3 protein-coding genes and 1 pseudogene are annotated in these 3,786 nt (G+C 31.6%); 2 read left to right on the top strand and 2 right to left on the bottom strand.

Translation table 11 applies throughout. The features are described from left to right. Positions 1 to 68: 68 nt before the first annotated feature. Complete coding sequence (locus tag AB8B65_RS17040) at positions 69 to 260, top strand: hypothetical protein (RefSeq protein WP_405302484.1); 192 nt, start codon at positions 69 to 71, stop codon at positions 258 to 260. Between the two features lie 30 nt (positions 261 to 290). On the opposite strand, the gene AB8B65_RS17035 is transcribed toward AB8B65_RS17040, so the two are convergent. Beyond that, positions 291 to 2,222: a tetratricopeptide repeat protein gene (locus AB8B65_RS17035; RefSeq protein ID WP_405302483.1), complete on the bottom strand. Its 1,932-nt coding sequence runs from the start codon at positions 2,220 to 2,222 to the stop codon at positions 291 to 293. 16 nt (positions 2,223 to 2,238) lie between these two features. Further along, a complete protein-coding gene (locus AB8B65_RS17030; RefSeq protein ID WP_405302482.1) occupies positions 2,239 to 2,976 on the bottom strand; it encodes a LytR/AlgR family response regulator transcription factor in 738 nt (245 codons plus the stop codon). A 332-nt stretch (positions 2,977 to 3,308) separates the two neighbouring features. On the opposite strand from AB8B65_RS17030, the pseudogene AB8B65_RS17025 reads away from it, so the two are divergent. After that, positions 3,309 to 3,786 (top strand): annotated as a pseudogene (locus AB8B65_RS17025) (hypothetical protein); the annotation flags it as partial.

Genomic DNA, 3,786 nt, shown 5'->3' with positions numbered 1-3,786 from the left:
TTTTTCACTTTCATAAGTCACAATCTTATACATTTACAATCCTATTTAAAAACATTTAAATATTTCTTATGAGAAAACTAAAGTTTATAAAAAACACGATTGCTAAACTAGAAAATTTAGATCAGTTAAAAGCTGGAGCTGCAGGTAATTATACAGGTACTTGTGATTCTGAAGAAGAATGTACATATTCAATAGTTCCTAGTTGTCCAGCTACATCATCAAGAGCAGCTGAAGGTAGAAGAAATGGTGGAGGCAAATAGATACAAATCTATTTATTTTATATGTTATAACTATCGAAGCGGAATATTGAGTACAACTTCGGTTCCGCTTGGGTTTTGATATTGATCTTTTAAGTCCACGAAATTTACAGTGAAGTTGTTCTTAAAATCTTTCACAAAGTTTGTCAAACGGTTTTTAGTCAATGAAATTCCAATTGATTTTCGTTTTACAATTTTATTTGTTGCAATTTGTTGTGCAGCTTCGCGTCCAATTCCGTTATCGGTAATGGCAATTGTTACATAATCTTCTTGCGTTTTTGTAACAGATAGCTTGATGTTCTTTTCTCCTTTCTTGGAAGATAACCCATGCCACAATGCATTTTCTAAGAAAGGTTGTAATACAAGTGATGGCATTTTTATTTGATCGAGATTAATTTCTTCATCAACCAATATTTCAAAATTAATTTCATTGGAGAAACGAATATTTTCAATACTCATATACAAATCCATGGTGTCTAATTCGTCACCAAGTGAAACCACTTTTACGCGAGAAGCATCTAATATTTTACGGATTAGCTTTGCAAATTTATTTAGGTAATGTACTGCATTTTTCTGCTCATTACTGATGATGTATTGTTTGATAGAATTCAATGAGTTAAACACAAAATGCGGATTCATTTGACTACGCAACATATCTTGCTCTAAGGTCAAAATCTTCTTTTCGTTATTTAATAAACGTTGTCGGTATAAGATATAGATCATAATTGCTAAAAACGCTAAAACAATACTGCTCGTAATCCAAATACTTTTATTTCTTTTTAAGGTTTGCTTTACTGTAGCGTTTTCTTTTTCAAGATTTTCAATTTTCAGATTGTATCGTTCTTGATCGTTTTTTGCAATCAAATCATTTACATACTTAAAGTTTTTATCATTTCTGATATCTTCATCCAATTCATACGACTGCTTTTGATATACTAAAGCTTGCTCAAATTGTCCTTGATTTTTTGACAATGTAGAAAGATGTTTGTAGGCTTCTGCTTCGGCACTTTTTAAATTAAATTCTTTAGAAAGTGTCAACCCTTCTTTTAAAAATTTATCGGCAAGGTTATAGTTTTTTAATTCTAAATTAACCCAACCTAAATTAAGATATACGCTCGAAAGGTGAAATTTATCTCGTAAGCCTTTCCCCATTGCTAAAGTAGTATTAAGAATTCTGACTGCTTTTTGATATTTTTCTTGTTTGATGTATACTCTCCCGATTGTAGAATTACAAATAACACGCCCTAAATCAGAATCAATTTCATCGTTATATCGCAATGATTCTCTGTAATCAGTTAGTGCGCCTTCTAAATCTCCTGTAGCTTCTTTGGCATATCCTATATTATGATAGTTGATTGCCAAACCTAATTTATTACCAACGCTTTCCTCTATCTCCATTGATTTTTTAAAGCGTTGCACTGCCAAATCATATTGTTCCAATACCAAATAGATATTTCCCATACTATTTAGTGAAACGGCGATACTTTTCTTTACTACAATTGTTCTTTCTTCAATACTTTCGGCAAGTACCAAAGCTTCTTGATGGTAATCTAATGCCTTTCGTATATCTTCAATTCTACGGTACACAACACCTAGCATATTAAGCGATCTTACATGCAACTGTTTGTTTTCTGCTGTTTCTGCTTTAGCTAAGGCATCTTTATGAAATAAAATGGCTTTATCATATTGTGACGTATTTCGACAATATTCGCCCATTGCATTTAAAACATAACTTTCTCCTTCTAAATATTTTTTCCTTTTATATAGGTCTGCTAAATATTGAAGTTGTAAAGAATCTCTCTTATATAATTCTAATTTTTCATCAATAACTCCATACGCTTTGACCTTTTTTTCTAAAAGTGCATTGGCTACTTCCACTAAACTAGTGTCAACAGTTTGTGAAAAGCTAATGGTAGATAAGAAGAGAGAAAGAATGAATAATACATTCTTAGGTAATTGGCACATACACTTTAAATTTTCTTTATAATTTTTCTAAGAAAGCGGCTTTACGCTGTCTTGAAATAGGTATTTTATGATTGGAAACCAAAATGACGTAACCATCCGATTTTATAAACTCCTTGATTTTGTCTAAATTGACTATATATGAATTGTGAATTCTAAAAAAACGCTCGTCTGGTAACATCGCATTTACCTCTTTTAGCTTTTTTGTCAGTACTATTTTCTTCGAATTTGTCAAATATAAAGTACTATAATTACCATCAGATTCTGCAAAAAGCAAATCATCTAAATCGAGAAAAATAAGTTTCCCATCTGTATTAATCGTAATTCTTTTTTTATTGAATCGACTGTTGTAATCAGATAAAATACGCTCAAACTTTTCGGTAGAAACATCGTTGCGAGAAATGTACTTTTTCACCTTCGCTATAGCAACTTTTAAATCGTCATTATCAATTGGTTTCAACAAATAATCAATTGCTTCTTCTTTTAAGGCTTTAATAGCATATTCATTATAAGCGGTAGTTATAATAACGGCAAAATCCTTTGTTTTTAATCTGTTTAAAAACTGAAAACCATCCATTGTTGGCATTTCAATATCTAAAAAAAGGCAATCGCAAGGTGTCTTTTCTATATATATTAAAGCTTCTTCAGGATCGGAAAACTTAGCAAGTACTTCAATTTCATCACTGAAATCATCTAGCTCCCATTTGAGGCTTTCAAGGGCTTTAGGTTCATCGTCTATTAAAACTGCTTTTAGCATAAGTAATGGTTTTATAGTTTAAAGGTACGCTTTTCGGGTTAAAATATGATATCGTTAGTATCATTGGTTCAAAAATATGTATGTGCGGTTTAGTTTCCTAAATAAATAACAAACAAGGGGATTTTCACCTTTTTTAAGGAAAACAGACTATACAACATTTGACTCCATTTATACAAAAACTGTACTTTAGAGCGACTTCATCTTATATATTTGATCCATTATCAAGCCCACCCCAAATTTTGATAGCTATGTAGTTTAAAAATATGTACGTTATGCGCACACAAAAAACAAGAATACAATTTATCTAATACTAACAAATCAAAATCAAAGTAATGAAAAAAATTACACTATTCTTAATGCTAATTTGTTTTGCTTTCAGCACAAATACGAAAGCAAACAACATCCAAGTGAACAACATCTCACTTGAAAACTTAAATGAAGTTTCTAACTGGGTACATGTAGAGTTTGATCTCTTCTGGGAAAATTCATGGAGAATTAGCTCAGGGCCATCTAATTATGATGCTGCTTGGGTATTTATTAAATACAGAGTAAACAACGGAACTTGGACACACGGAATTATAAGTCAAGCCAACTCAGTTGCGGCTTCTGGCGCTACAATCGATGTTACTTCAGACGGTATTGGAGCATTTATTTTTAGAAGTGCCGATGGAAGTGGAAATGTAAATTTCCAAAACAATCAAATACGTTGGAACTTTGGTTCTACCGACACTAATGACATTATAGACATTCAGGTATTTGCCATAGAAATGGTATATGTGCCAGAAGGTGCTTTTTATGTTGGAGGAACAA

It is taken from the genome of Kordia sp. (assembly GCF_045105435.1).
GTDB lineage: Bacteria > Bacteroidota > Bacteroidia > Flavobacteriales > Flavobacteriaceae > Kordia.
This window is presented reverse-complemented; position numbering and strand designations above follow the sequence as displayed.